Annotated in this window: 17 protein-coding genes, 1 tRNA gene and 2 pseudogenes; 7 read left to right on the top strand and 13 right to left on the bottom strand. The window is 70.5% G+C overall.

All coding sequences use genetic code 11. From position 1 onward, the window contains the following. Positions 1 to 62 precede the first annotated feature (62 nt). The gene (locus DJ73_RS14030; RefSeq protein ID WP_094522692.1) at positions 63 to 1286 is read right to left on the bottom strand and encodes a proteasome-activating nucleotidase; all 1224 of its coding nucleotides are present in this window, start codon (positions 1284 to 1286) and stop codon (positions 63 to 65) included. Between the two features lie 260 nt (positions 1287 to 1546). Here DJ73_RS14030 and DJ73_RS14025 point away from each other — a divergent pair, with 260 nt between their 5' ends. Next, positions 1547 to 2104 (top strand): response regulator, encoded by a 558-nt coding sequence (locus DJ73_RS14025; RefSeq protein WP_094527939.1) that lies wholly within the window; start codon positions 1547 to 1549, stop codon positions 2102 to 2104. A gap of 17 nt (positions 2105 to 2121) precedes the next feature. Here DJ73_RS14025 and DJ73_RS14020 read toward each other — a convergent pair. Continuing rightward, a pseudogene (locus DJ73_RS14020) lies at positions 2122 to 2406 on the bottom strand (amphi-Trp domain-containing protein). Positions 2407 to 2535: 129 nt separating this feature from the next. On the opposite strand from DJ73_RS14020, the gene DJ73_RS14015 reads away from it, so the two are divergent. Continuing rightward, positions 2536 to 2931 carry a hypothetical protein gene (locus tag DJ73_RS14015; protein ID WP_094522686.1) on the top strand — a complete coding sequence of 132 codons (396 nt, stop codon included), beginning with the start codon at positions 2536 to 2538 and terminating at the stop codon, positions 2929 to 2931. 93 nt (positions 2932 to 3024) lie between these two features. Here the strand turns inward: DJ73_RS14015 and DJ73_RS14010 are convergent, their stop codons facing one another. The 4 genes and pseudogenes from DJ73_RS14010 to DJ73_RS13995 all read right to left on the bottom strand — a co-directional run bounded on the left by DJ73_RS14010 (position 3025) and on the right by DJ73_RS13995 (position 5922). Further along, complete coding sequence (locus DJ73_RS14010; RefSeq protein WP_094558260.1) at positions 3025 to 4104, bottom strand: aminopeptidase; 1080 nt, start codon at positions 4102 to 4104, stop codon at positions 3025 to 3027. A 242-nt stretch (positions 4105 to 4346) separates the two neighbouring features. Then, positions 4347 to 4925, bottom strand: a pseudogene (locus tag DJ73_RS21370) (HAD-IA family hydrolase); the annotation flags it as partial. A 76-nt stretch (positions 4926 to 5001) separates the two neighbouring features. Beyond that, positions 5002 to 5619 carry a LysE family translocator gene (locus tag DJ73_RS14000; RefSeq protein WP_094558259.1) on the bottom strand — a complete coding sequence of 206 codons (618 nt, stop codon included), beginning with the start codon at positions 5617 to 5619 and terminating at the stop codon, positions 5002 to 5004. Between the two features lie 228 nt (positions 5620 to 5847). Further along, positions 5848 to 5922, bottom strand: a tRNA-Val gene (locus tag DJ73_RS13995). Between the two features lie 206 nt (positions 5923 to 6128). Here DJ73_RS13995 and DJ73_RS13990 point away from each other — a divergent pair. Beyond that, positions 6129 to 7250: a Xaa-Pro peptidase family protein gene (locus DJ73_RS13990; protein WP_094525834.1), complete on the top strand. Its 1122-nt coding sequence runs from the start codon at positions 6129 to 6131 to the stop codon at positions 7248 to 7250. A 68-nt stretch (positions 7251 to 7318) separates the two neighbouring features. Here the strand turns inward: DJ73_RS13990 and DJ73_RS13985 are convergent, their stop codons facing one another. Beyond that, positions 7319 to 8740: an NAD(P)/FAD-dependent oxidoreductase gene (locus DJ73_RS13985; protein ID WP_094558258.1), complete on the bottom strand. Its 1422-nt coding sequence runs from the start codon at positions 8738 to 8740 to the stop codon at positions 7319 to 7321. Positions 8741 to 8931: 191 nt separating this feature from the next. On the opposite strand from DJ73_RS13985, the gene DJ73_RS13980 reads away from it, so the two are divergent. Beyond that, positions 8932 to 10287, top strand: a complete 1356-nt coding sequence (locus tag DJ73_RS13980; RefSeq protein ID WP_094527451.1) for a sodium-dependent transporter — start codon at positions 8932 to 8934, stop codon at positions 10285 to 10287. Positions 10288 to 10346: 59 nt separating this feature from the next. On the opposite strand, the gene DJ73_RS13975 is transcribed toward DJ73_RS13980, so the two are convergent. From DJ73_RS13975 to DJ73_RS13950, 6 genes are all read right to left on the bottom strand, one after another. Further along, a complete protein-coding gene (locus DJ73_RS13975) occupies positions 10347 to 11246 on the bottom strand; it encodes a glycerophosphodiester phosphodiesterase (protein ID WP_094558257.1) in 900 nt (299 codons plus the stop codon). Then, a complete protein-coding gene (locus DJ73_RS13970; protein WP_094527449.1) occupies positions 11243 to 11422 on the bottom strand; it encodes a hypothetical protein in 180 nt (59 codons plus the stop codon). Before DJ73_RS13970 ends, DJ73_RS13975 begins: the two co-directional genes overlap by 4 nt. A gap of 14 nt (positions 11423 to 11436) precedes the next feature. After that, on the bottom strand, positions 11437 to 12093 hold the full coding sequence (locus DJ73_RS13965) for an AIM24 family protein (RefSeq protein WP_094558256.1): 657 nt from the start codon (positions 12091 to 12093) through the stop codon (positions 11437 to 11439). Positions 12094 to 12319: 226 nt separating this feature from the next. Next, positions 12320 to 12985 carry a cytochrome c biogenesis protein CcdA gene (locus DJ73_RS13960; protein WP_094522314.1) on the bottom strand — a complete coding sequence of 222 codons (666 nt, stop codon included), beginning with the start codon at positions 12983 to 12985 and terminating at the stop codon, positions 12320 to 12322. Between the two features lie 16 nt (positions 12986 to 13001). After that, on the bottom strand, positions 13002 to 13547 hold the full coding sequence (locus DJ73_RS13955) for a TlpA disulfide reductase family protein (RefSeq protein WP_094522313.1): 546 nt from the start codon (positions 13545 to 13547) through the stop codon (positions 13002 to 13004). Beyond that, on the bottom strand, positions 13544 to 14239 hold the full coding sequence (locus DJ73_RS13950; RefSeq protein ID WP_094558255.1) for an SCO family protein: 696 nt from the start codon (positions 14237 to 14239) through the stop codon (positions 13544 to 13546). Before DJ73_RS13950 ends, DJ73_RS13955 begins: the two co-directional genes overlap by 4 nt. 198 nt (positions 14240 to 14437) lie before the next feature. Here DJ73_RS13950 and DJ73_RS13945 point away from each other — a divergent pair, with 198 nt between their 5' ends. From DJ73_RS13945 to DJ73_RS13935, 3 genes are all read left to right on the top strand, one after another. After that, positions 14438 to 14644, top strand: a complete 207-nt coding sequence (locus DJ73_RS13945; protein ID WP_004046191.1) for a cold-shock protein — start codon at positions 14438 to 14440, stop codon at positions 14642 to 14644. A gap of 185 nt (positions 14645 to 14829) precedes the next feature. Beyond that, positions 14830 to 15537 (top strand): DNA repair and recombination protein RadB, encoded by a 708-nt coding sequence (gene radB, locus DJ73_RS13940; RefSeq protein WP_094522311.1) that lies wholly within the window; start codon positions 14830 to 14832, stop codon positions 15535 to 15537. 50 nt (positions 15538 to 15587) lie between these two features. Further along, the coding region (locus DJ73_RS13935; RefSeq protein WP_217900451.1) for a hypothetical protein at positions 15588 to 15776 on the top strand (189 nt) is incomplete at its 3' end.

The following is a 15776-nucleotide window of genomic DNA, read 5'->3' as shown; positions in this document are numbered from 1 at the left end:
ACGAACCGACCACAGCCGATGTCAAAACGCGGGCCGCTGGCCTCACCGTTCTCGCCGCAGAACTAGTACTGGTAGTTGATGACCTGCTCTTCGGTCTGCTCCGCGTCCTGGAGCTTCTCGCGGGCCGACTCGAAGTCTGCCTGCGTGACTTCGGTGCGACCGTCGCGGATCGCGAACATGCCGGCCTCGGTCGCCAGCGAGGCGATGTCGGCCCCGCTGTACCCCTCCAGATCCGCGGCGACCTCGGAGACGTCCGTCCCCTCGGCGACGTTCATGTGCTGCGTGTGGATCTCGAGGATGCGCGCGCGGCCCTCGGCGTCGGGCTCGGGCACCTCGATGAGGCGGTCGAACCGGCCCGGACGCAGGATCGCCTCGTCGAGCATGTCGAAGCGGTTGGTCGCGGCCATGATCCGCACCTCGCCGCGGTCGTCGAAGCCGTCCATCTCGGAGAGCAACTGCATCATCGTCCGCTGGACCTCGGCGTCGCCGGAGGTCTTCGAGTCCGTCCGCTTGGCGGCGACGGCGTCGATCTCGTCGATGAAGATGACGGCGGGCTCGCGCTCGGACGCCAGCTCGAACAGGTCGCGGACGAGCCGCGCGCCCTCGCCGATGAACTTCCGGACCAGCTCGGAGCCGGCCATCTTGATGAACGTCGCGTCGGACTCGTTCGCGACGGCCTTCGCGAGCATCGTCTTCCCCGTGCCCGGCGGGCCGTGGAGCAGGACGCCGCTCGGGGGCTCGACGCCGACGGCCTCGAACTGCTCGGGGTTCTCCAGCGGGTCTTCGACGGCCTCGCGGACCTCCCGGATCTGGTCGTCGATCCCGCCGATGTCGGCGTACTCGACGTCCGGCGACTCGGTGACCTCCATCGCCTGGGCGCGGGAGTCGGTTTCGTCGTCGAGCACCTGCTGGACCGCGAAGGAGTCGTTGATCGCGACGCGGTCGCCGGCGCGGAGGTCCTCGTCGAGTCGGGTCGCCGCCTGCGTCAGCACCTCTTGGTTGTTGCCGTGCTGTTTGATGACGACACCGTCGTCCGTGATCTCTTCGACCGACGCGATGTACAGCGAGGAGGTTTTCAGCACCTCGTTCTCGCGTTTCAGCTCGTCGACGTCGGTCTTCAGTTCGCCGCGGCGGCCCTGCGCGTCGTCGAGCCGCTGCTCCAGTTCTTCGTTCACCTGCAGGATCCGCCGGTAGTGCTGGCGGATCGCTTCGAGCCGCTCCGTCTCGCTCATCTCCGGATCGAGCTCGAGACGGGGGCGGTCGGGCAGTGAGGGGCTATGAGACATTCGTTGTGTCCCGATACGGAGCGCGCATAAATGTGCCTTTGGGTCACGGTGGTTCCCCGTTCCGACCGCGCGGCGCAACCCTCTATCCCGCACCGGACCGGCGACCGCGCCGCCGCCGAGCCGGATATCAGGATCGATAATTGTGGGTCAACGTTTTAACATGCCGCGTTCGTAGGCGGCATCATGAGCGCAAGAACGGTCGTCGACCGCGCCGCGCCGGCGTCTCCGACAGGCGATACTCGGGGCGAGGTCCACCGACCATGAGCGACGAGACACCGGCGACGGTCCTCGCGGTCGACGACGAGCCCGACCTCGCCGAGCTGTACCGGGTGTACCTCGACTCGGCGTACGACGTCCGGGTCGCGACCGGCGGCGAGGCGGCGCTGGAGCAGATGGACGAGTCGGTCGACGTCGTCCTCCTCGACCGGCGGATGCCCGACATGACCGGCCACGAGGTGCTCTCGTCCATGCGCGAGGCCGGTCACGACGCCCGCGTCGCGATGCTGACCGCGGTCGAGCCCGACGTCGACATCGTCGACATGCCGTTCGACGACTACAAGACCAAACCGGTGACGAAAGAGGACCTGCTGACGCTCGTAGAGGTGCTGCTCTACCGCGCGGAGTTCGACGAGCACAGCCAGGAGTTCTTCGCGCTGGCCTCGAAGAAGGCCGCGCTGGAGGCCGCCGGCACGACGGGGACCGACGAGTACGAGGAGCTCATCGAGCGGATGGAGTCGATCCGCGACCGCGTCGACGACACGCTCGACCACCTCTCCGCGCGCGACGCGTTCGTCGAGGTCCCGAGCAGCGTCACGTAGCCCGGCGGCGACCGCCGTTACTCGATCTCCAGTTCCCCGTCGGCGCCGCCGCTCTCGCCGTCCTCGTCCCACTCCAACTCGAACTCGACGCTCAGCTCTCCGGGACCGTCGGCGGGCCCCTCGCGCTCCACTTTCACCTCGAACGTCGGCCGGGCCGGGGGGTCCATCGTCACCGACTCGTCGCCGCGGGTGAACGTGATCCCGCTCCCTGACTCCAGCGACTCGACGACGGTCCGGAGATACGCGGCGATCTCCTCGCGGCTCCGTCAGCTCTCCGACTCGAAGAGTACTTTTTCAGTCATAGGCGAGCGTACGCGTTCCCGGGACATAAATACCGCCGCGGCCCGGTTCCGGCGCGTCGAACACCGCCGCGGCCCGGTTCCGGCGCGTTCCCCCGACCGTTTTGTGGCGCCCCGTCGAAATCATCCCTCGTGTCCGTCCTCGACTGGCTCCGCACGGTCGTCGCCGTCGCCGTCTACTGGACGGCGATCGCGCTCGGCGGGAGCGTCCTGCTCCCCGACCCGACGAGGCCGCTGGTCGCGATTCCGGTCATCGGCGGCGCCGTCGTCGTCGCGCACGCGGTTCGCGCCGACCGGCTCGTCGAGCTCGGGTACGCCGTCGGGACGCTGTGGATCGCCGTGCTGGTGCTGTCGGTCGGAACCGGCGTCGTCGACGTCGTCGCGGCGCCCGAGGGGGAGATCGCGCCGCTCGCGGACTTCCCGGCGATCGCCGCGGTCGGCACGGTCGGCCTGTTCGGTATCCTCGTCGCCGCGTACGCGGCGTTCGTCAGCCGGAGCACGGCGCGCGACGCCGCCGCGTCGGAGTGAGCGTCGCGGTCGGCGCGACCGCCGATCCGGTCACGGCCGTGCTCGGGAGAGCCGGTCCCGGCCGTGCTCGGGCGCTCCGCTCCCCGACCGCTCTCAGAACCCGTCTTCGAACACGAACGTCCCGTCCCGCTGGACGACCTCGCCGTCGACCTCGATGACGGAGTCCTCGCTCATGTCGACGATCATGTCGACGTGCTCGGCGGACTCGTTGATCGCGTTCTCCTCGCCCACTGTCTCCGGGTACGCGGAACCGACCGCCATGTGGACCGTGTCGCCCATCTTCTCGTCGAACAGCATGTTGTAGGTGAACCGGTCGATCTGGCGGTTCATCCCGATACCCAGCTCGCCGAGTCGCCGCGAGCCCTCGTCGGTGTCGAGGATCCCCGTCAGCAGGTCCTCGTTGCGCTCGGCCGAGTGCGAGACGACCTTCCCGTCCTCGAACCGGAGCCTGACCCCGTCGATCTCGCGCCCGTAGCGGTACAGCGGGAGGTCGAAGTGGATCTCGCCGTCGACGCCGTCGCGGACCGGCGCCGTGAACACCTCGCCGCCGGGCAGGTTCGCCTCGCCGTAGTCGTTGAGCGTCGAGTTGCCCGAGACGTCGAGCGTGAGGTCCGTCTCCTCGCCCGAGCGGATCCGGACCTCGTCGGCGTCGTCGATGATAGCGACCATCTCCTCTTGGAACGCGCGCTGCTCCTCCCAGTCGAGCGAGACGGCGTCCCAGACGAAGTCCTCGTACGCCTCGGTGCTCATCCCGGCGAGCTGGGCGTGGCTCGCGGTCGGGAACTGCGTGAGACACCACGTCTTCGAGAGGCGCGTGCGCTTGACGTCCTCCATCGCGCGGTTGTAGGCGGCGTTCGCCTCGGGGTCGACGTCGGCGTCCTCCGTCGCGTTCGCCCCGCCGCGCGCGATGACGAAGACGTCCGCCTCCTGATAGAGCGCGAGCCGGTGGTCCGGTTCGGTGAAATCCTCCGAGGAGCGCTTGAACGCGCGCTGAGCGCGCTTCGAGTAGTTGAGGTACACCGGGTTGGCCCCGCGGTCCCCGCAGATCTCGTGGAGGGCGACCGCCAGGTCCTCGGCCTCGGCGGGTAGCTGAATGACGACGTCGTCGCCCGACTCGATGCCGGTCGAGTGGTCGGCGATGATCTCGGCGTGTTCGCGGATGCGTGCGTCCATACGACCACCTCTCGCCGCGGGGGATTACCGGTTTTGGAAGCGGCCGGCGGTTCCGCGGCGCGGCCACGTCCGCGGGTCCGCGGCGCCGCTACTCGGTCGCGGTCCCGCGGGGCGCGAGCGCGTCGGCCAGCGCCTCGGTGTCGGGGACGGTGATGTCCGGCCGGTGTGTCCACCCCCCCGTACGGGTTCTCGTGCCTGTTGAGGAACGCGCCGCGCATGCCGACCGCCTTCGCGCCGACGAGGTCGAACGTGTGCGCGGTCACGAAGGCGACCTCGTGGGGCGCGACATCGAGCGCCTCGCAGGTCAGGTCGTACGACGCCCGGTGGGGCTTGTAGGCGCCCGCCTCGGCGACCGACACGACGCCGTCCAGTTCCGTCTCGAAGTTGGGCCGGACCGCCTCGAGCATGTCGGGGTCGCCGTTCGAGAGGCCGACCAGTTCGTACTCCTCGCTCAGCCGGTCTAACGCGGCGTCGACGTCCGGATACGGCTTGAACGTCTTCCACTGCCGGATGACGGCGCGGACCGCCTCGTCTGGGACGTCGAGGCCGATCTGTTCGAGCCGATACGCGAGCGCGCGTCGGCTGATCTCCTTGAACGGTGTGTGGGGTCCCGGGATCAGCGAGTCGATCATCGAGTCCCGGAAGTGCATGGCGAGATACCGCCGGAGCAGGACCTCGGGGTCGTAGTCGCTCCTGTGATCGTCGAGCAGGGCCTGCAGCGCGGGGACGAGGGTCGCTTCGCGGTCGAGCAGCGTGTCCCACAGGTCGAACGCGAGCACCTTCGTCTCCTCCCGGAGCGTCTCCGCGGCGATTTCAGACATATGACGGCTGTCACACCGACGGTATGCGTTATCAAACTACGGTTCGCGGAACGGTCGCGTACCGTCCCGGGACCGCTCACCCCGTCAGCACCCACGCGCCGATCAGGAGCAGGATCCCGCCCGCGACCCGGTCCAGCCAGCGGCCGGTCCGCTCGGACCGGAGCACGTCCGCGGCGCCGTCGGCGACGACCGCCACGCCGCCGAGGTAGAGAGCCGTGAGCGCGGCGTACGTGGCGCCGAGGACCGCGATCGACGTGCCGCCGTCCCCCCCGGCGCCGCCCGCCGCGAACCCGGGAAGGAACGCGAGGAAGAACAGCGCGACCTGCGGGTTGAGGGCGTTGACGAGGAACCCCTCCCGCACGCCGCCCCCCGCCGGCGACGGCCGGTCGCTCTCGGCCGACCGCAGGGCGTCGACGCCGAGGTAGAGGAGGAAGAGCCCGCCGACGAGTTGGACGGCCCGTTCGGCGCCCGGAACGGCCCGATAGATCGCCGCGACGCCGACCGCGACGAGCGCGGTGTGGAACAGGATCCCCGTCGTGACGCCGAGCGCGGCGCGCAGGCCGGCCGTTCGATCCTCGATCCCGCGGGAGAGCACGTACAGCGTGTCGGGCCCCGGCGTCACGACGAGCGTCGCCGCCGCCAGCAGGAACAGGGCGTACGTCGAGGGGTCGACGGCGAGCGCCGTGCCGGTCATTACCTCGGAGAGCGGACTCCGCCGAGAAAAATCGACCGGCCGGGTCGCGGACGACTGACGCCTCGCCGTCGCTCGCGGTTGCGGCGTCGACAGAAATGGGTTGGGGCGGATTTGAACCTCGGTCGCTCCGCTCGCTGTCGCTCACTTCGCTCCCTGATTCGAATCCGCGGCACCATTTCGTCGACGCGGACCGCTCGCTGCCGCTCGCGGTTGCGACGTCGACAGAAATGGGTTGGGGCGGATTTGAACCGCCGGCCTCCTCCATGTCAAGGAGGTGTCATAACCGGACTAGACTACCAACCCGAGGGGGGCTTACTGACGCGTTTCGTCGTATCCGGGGGACGTAATTGAACCTTTCGTTTCGAACGGCGACGGCGCGGCGCGGTCCCCCGATCGCCCGCCGCTCTCCTGCGGCGATCCGAGCCGCGGTAACGGATTCTCTCGACCGCGCCGGCGCCGCCGCGGACGGCTTTCGACCGCTTTTACTGGATCGACGAGAGTCGGTCGGTATGGTCGATCTCGACGCCCGCACCGAGAGGCTCGACGCGTATCTCGACGACCGCGGGCTCGAAGCGGTCTGGTTCGCCAAGCCGAACGGGTTCGCGTGGCTCACCGGCGGCGACAACGTCGTCGACGACGACGCCGACGTCGGAGTCGCGGCCGCCGGCTACGACGGCGCGCTTCGCGTGATCACGGACAACGTCGAGGCGGAGCGGCTCGCCGCCGAGGAGCTCCCCGACGCGGTCGCCGTCGAGTCGTTCCCGTGGTACGCCGACTCGCTGGCCGGGGCCGTCGCGGAGCGCTCGCCCGCGCCCGCCGCCGCCGACTTCGACGTCCCGGGGTTCGAGCGCGTCGACGGGAGCCGCCTGCGCCAGCCGCTCACCGACGACGACGTCGAGCGCTACCGCGAGCTGGGCCGCGAGGCGGCCGCCGCCGTCGAGACCGTCTGCCGCAACCTCGAGCCCGAGGACCCGGAGTACGAGGTCGCCGCCGGGATCGACATCTCGCTCGCCTCCCGCGACGTCGACACCCCCGTGGTGCTCGTCGGCGGCGCGGAGCGCGCGCGGCGCCTCCGCCACTACACGCCGAGCGACGCGACGCTCGGCGACTACGCGCTCGTCTCCGTCACGGCCGAGCGTGCGGGGCTCTACGCCTCGCTGACCCGGACAGTCGCCTTCGACGCCCCCGACTGGCTGGAGGCGCGCCACCGCGCCGCGGCCCGCGTCGAGGCGACCGCGCTCGCGGCGACGGAGGCCGCGGCGGACGGCAGTCTCACGGACGGGGACGCCTCCGACACCGCCGGGGACGTCTTCGACGCGATCCGCGAGGCGTACGACGCCGTCGGCTTCGCCGACGAGTGGCGCGAACACCACCAGGGCGGCGCCGCGGGGTTCGCGGGCCGCGAGTGGTTCGCCGCGCCCGGGAGCGACGAACCGGTCCGACGGCCGATGGGCTATGCGTGGAATCCGACCGTGCAGGGAGCGAAGAGCGAGGACACCCACCTCGTCGCGCCCGACTTCACCGAGACGCTGACGAAGACGGGTCAGTGGCCGACTCACGAGGTCGAGCCGGTCGACGTCGAGGGGGTCTCGACCGAGCCGCGAGAGCTGTCGGCGCCGGTGATTCGGTGAGGCTAGCGCCGGTGATCCGGTGAGGGCGGTGCCGGAACCGCCGGACTCAACCGGGGCGGCCTCGCGGACTAGTAGACGTACTCGCTCTCGTCGATGCCGACGTAGTCCTTCTTGACGCGGCGCTTGTTCCACCTGTAGCCGAGCAGGAGCTTCACCGACTCCCAGCCCGAGCGGTACGGCTGCGCGAGGAGGCCGTCGCCGGCCTCGGCCGCCAACATGGCGTCGGCGGCGCCGATGATCCGGTTCCAGTCGTCCGGGTCGTAGTCGGCGACCATGTCGGCCATCGTCACGTTGCGGACGACCTCGTCGCCGATCGCCTCCTTCCAGCGCCTGTTGTACGGCGCCATGTCGCCCGCGGCGGCCAGCTCGCCGGCGATGGCGCCGGTGCGGACCGCCACGTGGTCGCCGCCCTCGTGGAAGGCGGAGGTCGTCCCCATCGCGCCGCCGACCACCGCGACCCCGGCGTCCGTCGGCGAGTCGATCGGACGGGTCGACGAGATCGGATACGTCTCGGTGCCGTTCCGTTTGCCCGCCTCCTCGACGAGCGGGAAGTCCTCTTCGATTTCGTACTCGTCGCCGTACTGCCACTCCAGCAGCCGTCGGACGTACTCGCCGCCCTGCGGGATCGACTCGTCGTCGGGCTCCAGCAGGGCGTACGCGTCCCGGTCGAAGGCGTCGACGTCGAGGCCGATCGGCATCGTCAGCCCGACCCGACAGACGCGGTCGTCGTTCGGGAAGATCCACGGATATGCCGTCTCGCCCGGCATCACGCCCCACCAGAAGACGAGCGCGTCTTCGACCTGCTCGTACACCGCCTCCGGGACGCGTCGGTACTCCTGGTAGGCGATGTGGTTCGCCGTCCGGGAGGCCAGCCGCTCGGAGGCGGCCGCGTCCGCGGGGAGGTACTCGTCGAGCACGCGATTCGTCACGGTGCGCTGCGGGCCGTCGGCGAGCACGAGGAAGTCGGCCCCGACCGACTCGCCGGAGGCGAGCTCGACGACGTGACGGGGATCGCCGCTCCCGCCGGTGCCGTCGGTCCCGCCCGACCCGTCGCTCGGGTCCGCCGACAGGTCGGTGTCGACGCCGCGGACGGACACGCCCGCGCGGTACTCGGCCCCGGCGTCCTCGGCGCGGTCGCGGAGCCAGTCGTCGAAGCGCGCGCGCTGGAAGGTGTAGCCGAACTTGTCGTACGACGAGTCGATACCGGTGGAGGTGAGCGTCGCCGCCTCGTCCGGCCCGCGGAACTCGGCGCGGGTCAGCTCCCGTTGGACGACGCCGTCGTCGAACTCGTCGGGGTGGATCCCCATGATGTCGACCCAGTAGTCCAAGATCCCCGCGGCGTCCGTCGAGTCGGGGCCGAGCCCGTCGCGGTCGGCCCGCGGCACCCCCTTCTCGAGGACGAGGGCGTCAGCGCCGCCGGTCGCGGCCGCGTGCGCCGCGGACGCGCCGGCCGGACCGCCTCCCACGATAGCGACGTCTACGCGTTCCATATCCCGTGAGGTCACCCTCCGGCTATTAAATTCACGGTCCCTGACGGGGCGAACCGAACGCTTCGCCCGCGGCGGCGATCCGGACTGCGCGGACACCGGTCGCCGCGGCGGGTCGTTCAGGGACGTTGACATGGGTGTCAGCGGGCGAAAAGACACGTTTTTAGACCGCAACGAGATTTGCTCCGATACCAATGGCACGCGAGACGTGGGCGACGCGGGCGGGGTTCATCCTCGCCGCGGTGGGTAGCGCCGTCGGGCTCGGGAACATCTGGCGGTTCCCGTTCATCACCGGCCAGTACGGCGGATCGTCGTTTCTGATCACCTATCTGGCGTTCGTCGCGCTGATCGGGTTCCCGGCGATTCTCGTCGAGTTCGTGATCGGCCGTCGGACCGACCGGAATCCCGTCGGCGCGCTGCGGGAACTCGGCAGCGGCGCGTGGTCGTACGCCGGCTGGCTGTTCGTCGCCACCGGCTTCATCATCCTGTCGTACTACAGCGTCGTCGCAGGCTGGTTCCTCCGGTACACCCTCATCGGACTCACCGACGGGTTTACGATCACCGACCCGGCCGAGGCGGAGGCGCTGTTCGGAACGGTCTCGACCGGCCTCGACACGCTCCTCTTTCACGCCGCGTTCATGATGCTCGTCATCGGTATCATCGCCGCCGGCGTCAGGCGCGGCATCGAGCTGAGCGTGAAGGTGATGGTGCCCGCCATCCTGGTGTTGCTGCTGGGGCTGGCCGCCTACGGGTTCACCCTCGACGGCGCGAGCGCGGCGTACGGGTACTACCTCTCGCCGGACTTCGGAACGATCGCGGCGAACTGGACCGAGATACTGCCCGCCGCCGCCGGACAGGCCTTCTTCACCCTCTCGCTCGGGATGGGCGTGATGATCACCTACGCCTCCTACCTCGGTGAGGACCGGAATCTGGCGTCGGACGCCGGCGTCATCGCCGCACTCGACACGCTCGTCGCCGTCCTCGTCGGGTTCGTCGTCTTCCCCGTTCTCTTCACCGTCGGCATCGAACCGGGCACGGGCGGTCCCGGGGCGATCTTCGTGAGCCTCACCTCGGCGTTCGCCGGGATCCCCGGCGGACGAGCCATCGGCGTCGTCTTCTTCGGCATGGTCGGGATCGCGGCGCTCTCGTCCGCGATCAGCATCCTCGAAGTGCTCGTCTCGTACCTGATCGACGAGCTCGGCGTCGCTCGCGTCCCCGCCGCGGCGGCCATCGGCGTCGCCGTCTTCCTGCTCGGCGTCCCGGTGACGATCGACCTGATATTCCTCGACCTGTACGACAAGCTGGCGGACGGCATCCTGCTCGTGCTCGGCTCGCTGCTGCTCGCGCTGTTCGTCGGGTGGGTGATCCCCGAGATCGCCCGCGACGAGCTGGAGAGGGGCATCGGCGACATCGGCGGGCTCGGGACCGCCTGGCTCTGGATCGTGCGCGTCCCCATCGTGATCGTCGTGCTCGTCTCGCTGTACCTCGGTATCGTCGACTACGCCGGGTTCCTCACCGGCGGCTTCGCGGACTGGCTGGCGGCGCGCTGAGCGTTCCACGCCCCACCGCGGAACCGAGTTTTCGCGTCGATCGGCCCCCGGCAGAGGGGTCACTCGCGCAGCAGCGTCGAGTAATCGGCGATGACCCCGTCGACGCCGGCCGCGGCGAGCCGATCGGCCTGATACCACGTCTCGACGGTCCAGACGTTCACGTCGCGCCCCGCCTCGTGCGCGGCCGCGAGGAGGTCCGGTCCGCCCGACTCTCCGCCGCCCCCGAACCGCTCGGCGTCGAAGAACGGCGTTCCGCGAATCGTGTCGATCGGCGGGTGGACCGCGGCCGCGTCGTGCTCGCGGGCGATCGCCAGTCCGTCGGCGATCGACTCGGCCACCAGCGGGGCGACCGGCAGCGACGACCGCTCGCGGACCGCGGCGAGCGCCCCCTCGCAGAACGACGAGAACAGGAGGTCGTTCCCGGACTCCTCGGCGACGCCCAGCACCCGGTCGACGAACGGCCGCCAGACCGCCGTCCGGTCCGCGAGCGCGTCGCCGGCGAGCTTCTCGTCGGGCCGGAGGTCGCCCCGGCCCGGGTTCTTGAGTTCGACGTTCACGCCGACGTCCGGGGGAAGCGCCTCGAGCGCGTCGGCGAGCAGCGGGACGGTCTCCCCGCTGTCGAGCACCTCGGCGCCGGTGACGGTCGCGGTGTCCGTCTCCCAGACGAGACCCGCCGCGTCGGTGAGTCCGCGGTCGACGGCGGTACCGGAATCGCCGCGTCCGCCGCGACCGGAGAGCTCCGCGTCGTGAACGACGACCACGTCGCCGTCGGCGGTGGGCATGACGTCGACTTCGACCCAGTCGGCCTGACGCCCCGCTGGAACGCCGGACTCGGCGGAGCCGTCCGACCTCGCGACCCCCGCGGCCCGCTCGACGGCCGCCACGGTGTTCTCGGGGTTCTCGCCGGCGAACCCGCGGTGTGCGATCAGGGTCGGCGTCGGGCGCGCGGCGTCGGTCATATCGCGTCGAGGACGGCGTCGACGACGAGGCCGACCGCCTCGGTGACGGCCGCCTCAGCCCGCGCGAGCGGGCCGGTCGACTCCGCGTCGTCGTCGCCGTCGCGGTCGCCGGCGAACTCGTCGTCCGCCCGCCGGGCGCCGTTCGCGTCGTCGCTCGTTTCGGTCGCGTCCCTCATCGTCGGACCGCCGGTCAGACGTGCTCCTCGTACGGCTGAACGACGACGAACCCGTCGGGGCCGTCGAAGCGCATCTGGTACCGCTCGCCGGACTCCTGGCCGACCATGTCCGAGAGGCTGCGGTTGACCTCGACGCTCGGGGAGGTGCCGCCCCAGGCGACGGTCGCGCTGGGATCCGTCGCGACCGGCGTCTCCAAGACGATCGGATCGCCGTGCGTGGTGAGCGCGACGTAGCCCGGTCCCTCGAGGTAGACGTTGCTGAACCCACCGGCGAGCGAGCCGGCAAGGCTGTCGATGGTGCTGATCTCGTAGGAGAGCCTCTCCTCGAAGGCGAGGACGTCCTCCCCGTTGACCGTGATCGCCTCGCCGGCGTCGAGCTCGACGACTTGTACCTTCTTCCCGGCGTCGGCGAAGTAGACGTGACCTCGGCCCTCCACGGCCATGATCGGCGTCCCCTCGCCGGTGGCCGCTTCCTTGAGGAAGCCGGTGATCCCGCCCTCGGCGGAGGCCTTCCCCGTGAACGAGATGTCGCCGGTGTACGCGATCATCGATCCGGCCTTCGCCATCACGGTCCCGTCGACGTCGACGTCGAGGGTGTAGCTGTTCTCGCGCTGGAACGGTTCCGCGCTTTCCGTCGGTGCGTTCTCGGCTGTGAACTGATCTAGGTTCATGATGCGGGGACCGAACCATCGTGGACGGCCGCGCGCCGCCCGGTTCGGCTGGATGACACTTCCTCGCTATCGAATATGAATGTTGGTGGTCTCACGCGTGGACGGGTCCGGGTCACCGTCTCGGCGCCCCGACATCGGTCGCCCGTCCGCCGCTGACAACCCGCTCGTCCGTCCGCCGCTGACAACCCGCTCGTGTGCCGCCGGTACTACGGTCGGCGACGGCCTCTCAGTAGACGACCAGCGAGAGGTACAGCTGGCCGATCCCGGCGACGACCATCACGGCCCCGGCGACCCGCTTCAGGGCGCCCGCGTGGGCCATCACGCGGTTGGCGTTGCCGATCAGTCCCACCCCCGTCGCGACGGTCGTCGCGGCCATCAGGACGGCGACCGTGCCGGCGTACACGGAGAGGATCAGGACGGCGGCGTCGCCGGGAAGCGCGATGGCCCGCGCGACCACGCCGAGGAACACGGGCGCGACGCAGCCCGCGCCGGCCAGCGCGTACCCCGCGCCGAACACCCCGAACCCGAAGACGCTCGACCGCCGCTTCGGCAGCGGGAGCGACACCGACGGGGCGCGCCCGGCGACCACGAGCAGCCCGAAGATGACGAGCAGCACGCCGACGAGCGTCTCGAAGACGGTGATGTTCGACAGCGTCGAGTACCCGATCCGCACCGTCGCGCCCGCGAGCAGCGCGAACGTCGCGAGGACGCCGAGCGCGGCCGCGACCCCGCGCAAGCCCGCCCCGGAGACGGAGGCGGCCTCGGCGTCGACGGAGTTCACGTAGAAGCCCACGTACCCCGGCAACAGCGGGTACGCGCACGGAGAAAAGAACGTCGCCACGCCCGCGGTCACGGCGAAGGGGACGTTCGTCGCGAGCGAGACGTCGGTCATCGGTCGGCTCGTCCCCTCATCGGTCCAGCGCCCGCTCGATCCCGTTCACGAACTCCTCCGTGGTGTGGGTCCCTGACGTCGCCCAGCGCACGCGCCCCGTCGCGTCGACGGCGCGCGCGCTCGGATAGCCGCCGACGCCGAGCCGAGCCGCGAGCTCGGCGGTCGTGTCGGCCGCGACCAGCCAGTCGCCGTCGTGCTCGCGCCACCAGTCGGCGACCGTCTCCTCGCTGACCGCGCCGCCGACGTCCTCCGTCGTCACCGAGACGAACAGCACCTCGTCGCCGATCCGGTCGTGGGCCTCGGCGAGGGCCGGCATCTGCTCGGCGCACGGGGGACACCACGTTCCGAAGAAGTCGATGAACGTCGGGCGATCGGGCGCCGGAAGCGTCGCCTCGCCGTCGCGGCTTCCCGGCGCGTCGACCGTCGGCAGCGTCGTCGGCTCGATCGGTTCGTGCGCGTCCCCGCTCCCGAGCACCGCGGGCGCGCTCCCGGACGCGACGACTCCGGCCCCGCCGAGCGCGCCCGCGCTGGCGAGTCCGGCGAGGAGGTGGCGGCGCCTCACGCGGTGACCACCCGCTCAAAGTCGCTCACGAGCCGTTCGATGTCCGTCTGCGGGCCACGCGGGTAGGCGCGCTCGACGATCCCCCGCTTGTTCGCGAGAAGGATCAGCCCGTAGTGGGGGAACTGGTACTCCAGGTTCTCGTACTGGTCGGCGTCCCGCTTCTCGATCACGAGCCCGAAGTTCTCGTCCATCAGCTCCTGCGCGCGCTCGTAGCTCTCGGGTCGCAGGAAGTGCCAGTTGCCGGCGTCGAGGTCGACGCCCTGCTGGCCGGCGTACTCGCGGAGGATCTCGGCGGTGTCGCGCTCGGGGTCGAACGTGAGCGCGAGGAAGGCGGACTCGTCCCCGTACCCCTCCTCGGCGGCGACCGCCTGCGCGCGCCGGAGCCGGAGGATGAGCGCCGGGCAGACGCCGTCCGGGCAGTTCGTGTAAAACGAGGTCCACAGGACGGCGCGCTCGCCCTCGAAGTCGGCGACTGACACCTCGTCGCCCGTGAGCGGGTCAGAAACGGTAAAATTCGGCATCTCGTCGCCGTAGCTCGGGTGGACGGCCTCGCTCAGGTCCCGCTCCGGCGGGCCGAGGACGGTTCCCTCGGCGCCCGAGTCGCCGAGGACGCCGAGACAGCCGGCGGTCCCGACGGTCGCGCCGACGCCGGTCCCGGCCGCGAGCGACCGCAGATAGGTGCGACGATCCATGTGTATACGCCGACCTACGTCCTCGCGCGTAAATGAACCCCGCGACTGGTCGCACCGCGCGGCGACGGCGGCGGAAGCGTCGAAGAACCCGGTCTCGGCGTCTAAGACGACGCCGACGCGACCGACGGGCGCCGAGACGGTCGTGGTACCACGACCCTCGCAAGCGTTATCCCCCAAACGCCCGTCTGTTTGGTTGCAATGGCAAACGGTAAGGTTGACTTCTTCAACGACACTGGCGGCTACGGTTTCATTTCGACTGACGACGGCGATCTCGACGACGACGAGGACGTGTTCTTCCACATGGAAGACGTCGGCGGCCCGGACCTCGAGGAGGGTCAGGAGGTCGAGTTCGACATCGAGTCGTCCCCCAAGGGACCCCGCGCGACGAACCTGACGCGCAACTAACGATTCTACCGCGGACGCCGCGTCCGCACGCACTACCGGACCCCGTCGCCGGTCACCGAGACCGGCGACCGTTCCGTTCTTTCACGCTTATTTTTCCCGACGAGCGACGGTGCTCGACCGTTTACCCACGCTCGACGACGCCGGGATCGACCGTTTAAATACGAGTGCGGGCGAGACGGTTCACAGTGAGCGATCCGATCCCGACCGGCTGTCGGCCGGTCGACGACCTGTTGGGTGGCGGCTTCGAGCGCGGGGTCGTCACGCAGGTGTACGGCCCGCCAGCGGCCGGGAAGACGAACCTCGCGTTGGCCGCGGCGGTCGAGGTCGCCGCCGGCGGCGACCGCGCCCTCTACATCGACACCGAGGGGCTCTCGATCGACCGGTTCGAGCAGCTCGCCGCGGGGCGGGCCGACGACCCCGACGTCGACGACGCGGTCGAGGAGATCGCGTCGCGGCTGGTGATCTCCGAGGCGTACGACTTCGACGACCAGCGGGAGGCGGTCCGCGACGCGGAGGAGCTCGCCGAGGAGGTCGAGCTGATCGTGTTGGACTCCGCGACGGGGTTCTACCGGCTGGAGCGCGCCGGCGACACCGAGGGCGGCCAGTCGCTCCGGAAGGTCGCCAAGCAGGTGACGCACCTCCTCTCGCTGGCGCGCCGCCACGACATCGCCGTCGTGATCACGAACCAGGTGTTCACCGACCCCGACTCCGACCGCGACCGCGCGCTCGGCGGCAACACCCTCAACCACTGGACCGGGGCGATCCTCCGCGTCGACAGGTTCCGCGGCGGGAACCGCCGGGCCACGCTTGAGAAACACCGCTCGAAGCCCGCCGGCGACTCCGTCACCTTCCGGATCGTCGCCGACGGGCTCGCCGAGGGCGCGGACGCCTGAGCGGCGCGCCGGTCGGGGGAATTAAGCCCTTCCTACCGTCCTAATACGTAATGAGTAACGGAGCGGGTCGACCCGGACGAGCGACCGTCCTGCTCGTCGTCGCCTGCGTCCTCGCGGCCGCCCTCGCGCCCGCGGCGGCGGCGGCCGGCGGGCTCGGCGAAGCGGCCGTCGACCGCCCCGCGGTCGGCGTCGACGCGGCCTCCACGTCCCCCGCTCCCTCGCCGTCGCCGGCGCCGGCG

The sequence above is a fragment of the Halorubrum sp. Ea1 genome, assembly GCF_002252965.1.
Taxonomy (GTDB): domain Archaea; phylum Halobacteriota; class Halobacteria; order Halobacteriales; family Haloferacaceae; genus Halorubrum.
This window is presented reverse-complemented; position numbering and strand designations above follow the sequence as displayed.